A 2269-nucleotide genomic window follows, 5' to 3' on the forward strand; every position below is an offset into this window, starting at 1 on the left:
TTGCCAACGCTTGGCGACTTTAGTGCAAAATTGAAGTTCAGAGTTGACAGTGTGTTTTTTTGAGTTCGGCGGTGCGTTGTCAACCCCTTAGCCGGGCGTTATGCCTCTTTTGTAAACCTCTAGCAATTACTTAAATTAAGGTCTAAAATTAGGTCTGATTTTAATGCTTATATGGTGAAGTTATGAGACAGGTATTAGCGAATTGCTCTGCCAGTATTTCAGAGTTAAAGAAAAATCCAACTGCTCTTTTGAACGAGGCTGATGGTTCAGCTATTGCGATCCTTAACCACAACAAACCCGCAGCTTACCTTGTACCGGCTGAAACTTACGAGTATCTGATGGATATGCTTGATGATTATGAGCTTTCCCAAATAGTAGATAGTCGTCGTGGTGATTTGTCGCAAGCTGTGGAAATCAATATTGATGACTTATAAGCTAAAGTTTTTGCCAGCAGCCCAAAAGGAGTGGAGTAAGCTAGCGCCAACTATTCAGAGTCAATTTAAAAAGAAACTCAAAGAAAGGCTAGAAAATCCCCACGTTCCATCATCAAAGTTACGGGGTTATGATTCTGTTTACAAAATCAAACTTCGTACAGCTGGTTATCGTTTGGCTTATGAAGTCATCGACAATGAAGTTGTCGTTTATGTACTCGCTGTTGGTAAACGAGATAAAGACGCTGTTTATAAGAAACTCGCTTCACGCTTCAGCTAGCGGCATAACAAACGCTTCAAGAGGGATAGCCAACGCGTGGCATTTTTATTGTGCGTTGGTTTATGTGATTACGGTGTTGTGCGGAAAGTTGGTAGTAGCGTTGTCTGCCCCTTAAGCGGGCGTTATGCCACAAGGCGTTCAACATGGAGGAAAGGAAATGGATTTAAACTCAATATTACTATTTGTAGTCGCTTGTCTGGCTATCAATATGATACCTGGACCAGACGTAATCTACATCGTTTCAAACACCATGAAAGGCAAGTTGGCAACTGGGTTTAAAGCTGCAATTGGTCTTGGTGTTGGCTACTTTGTTCATACATTAGCTGCGTGTTTAGGTTTGTCCGCGATAATCCTCAGCTCTGCTGTAGCTTTTAGTGCGGTAAAATGGTTGGGTGCCGCTTACTTAGTATATTTAGGAGTTCAGTCTCTACTTTCTATGTGGCGTGGAGACAGTAAAATAGTGGTTAGTGAAAGTGTAGAAACGAACAAAAATGTATTTGTACAAGGCGTTATTGTTAGTGTTTTGAACCCGAAAGTAGCGCTATTTTTCCTTTCATTCTTACCTCAGTTTGTCGATACATCTACGGGCTCCGCATCAATGCAATTATTAGTGCTTGGGTTGCTCTTCAGCGCATTAGCTACGCTGTGTAACGTTCTATATGCTTCAGTCGGTAGTTGGGTTTTTAGTCGATCAAATTCTCAGCGTTATTCGCGAGCACTTGAGGGTGCCTCGGGAGTTCTGCTTATTGGGCTGGCAGGTAAAGTCGCAATCAGTGAGCGCTAGTGGCATAACAAACAATTTAAGAGTGATTCGGCACGCGTGGCATTTTTACTATGCGTTGGTTTAAGTGATTAAGGTGGTATGCAGCAGCATCTGTATTGCGTGCCTCACCCCTTAATTGGGCGTTATGCCGCCACTGAGATTCCAGTAAAATTATAATTCATTAGAAGAGATATAAAATGTATAAAAAGCTAATCATCCTGAGTCTCCCTGTTTTATTGGCAGCATGTGCTTCACCAAAATATACAGTAGAAGCAATATCAGAAGCGAATCAGAGTGAAGAAATCACCATCGTGAAAGATGATGCAACAAGAGAAATTTTCTTAGATTCAATGCAAGAATGGTGTTTGGAAACTGCTCATAAATGTACGGTTGTAAGTGACGGAACATCACCTAAGGGCTCGGAACTTACATTGACTTACGTATCGCGTTGGAGCTGGGATTTTAGGACGTTCATCGCAGATGCCCAAGTTAAAGCCTATAAAAATAGTGAAAAAGTGGGCGAAGTAGAGTTCAAGGCACCGAATAGTGCGAATACAAATAAGTGGGGAAACGATAATAAACGGATCATAGCGATGATGGATTTATTGTTTGGGAAACAGACGGTAATTGAAGCTCAGTCAAAAATAAAATCAGGCGAAATGTAGCGGCATAACAAACAATTCAAGTGGATTCTCAACGCGTGGCAGTTTTACTATGCGTTGAGTAAAGTGTTTTACGGTGCAATGCGGCGGCTTGGTCAGTGCGTTGTTCACCACTTAATTGGGCGTTAGGCAA

The 2269-nt window shown here is 41.8% G+C and carries 4 protein-coding genes; all 4 read left to right on the forward strand.

What is annotated here, in order from left to right:
• Positions 1-182: 182 nt before the first annotated feature.
• The 4 genes from AACQ42_RS01375 (at position 183) to AACQ42_RS01390 (ending at position 2139) form a co-directional block, all read left to right on the forward strand.
• Entirely contained in the window at positions 183-434 is a 252-nt protein-coding gene (locus AACQ42_RS01375; protein WP_001250181.1) for a type II toxin-antitoxin system Phd/YefM family antitoxin, read from the forward strand.
• On the forward strand, positions 424-711 hold the full coding sequence (locus tag AACQ42_RS01380; RefSeq protein ID WP_010320326.1) for a type II toxin-antitoxin system RelE family toxin: 288 nt from the start codon (positions 424-426) through the stop codon (positions 709-711). Before AACQ42_RS01375 ends, AACQ42_RS01380 begins: the two co-directional genes overlap by 11 nt.
• Before the next feature lie 157 nt (positions 712-868).
• Entirely contained in the window at positions 869-1495 is a 627-nt protein-coding gene (locus tag AACQ42_RS01385; RefSeq protein WP_094166272.1) for a LysE family translocator, read from the forward strand.
• A 176-nt stretch (positions 1496-1671) separates the two neighbouring features.
• On the forward strand, positions 1672-2139 hold the full coding sequence (locus AACQ42_RS01390; protein ID WP_094166273.1) for an Sbal_3080 family lipoprotein: 468 nt from the start codon (positions 1672-1674) through the stop codon (positions 2137-2139).
• The last annotated feature ends 130 nt before the right edge of the window (positions 2140-2269 follow it).

Origin of the sequence: Vibrio sp. V12_P9A6T4, assembly GCF_963874835.1 — a bacterium.
Classification (GTDB): domain Bacteria; phylum Pseudomonadota; class Gammaproteobacteria; order Enterobacterales; family Vibrionaceae; genus Vibrio; species Vibrio anguillarum.

Coding starts and splice junctions, on each gene's coding strand:
- AACQ42_RS01375 (WP_001250181.1), top strand. CDS start 183: ATGAGACAGGTATTAGCGAATTGCTCTGCCAGTATTTCAGAGTTAAAG.
- AACQ42_RS01380 (WP_010320326.1), top strand. CDS start 424: ATGACTTATAAGCTAAAGTTTTTGCCAGCAGCCCAAAAGGAGTGGAGT.
- AACQ42_RS01385 (WP_094166272.1), top strand. CDS start 869: ATGGATTTAAACTCAATATTACTATTTGTAGTCGCTTGTCTGGCTATC.
- AACQ42_RS01390 (WP_094166273.1), top strand. CDS start 1,672: ATGTATAAAAAGCTAATCATCCTGAGTCTCCCTGTTTTATTGGCAGCA.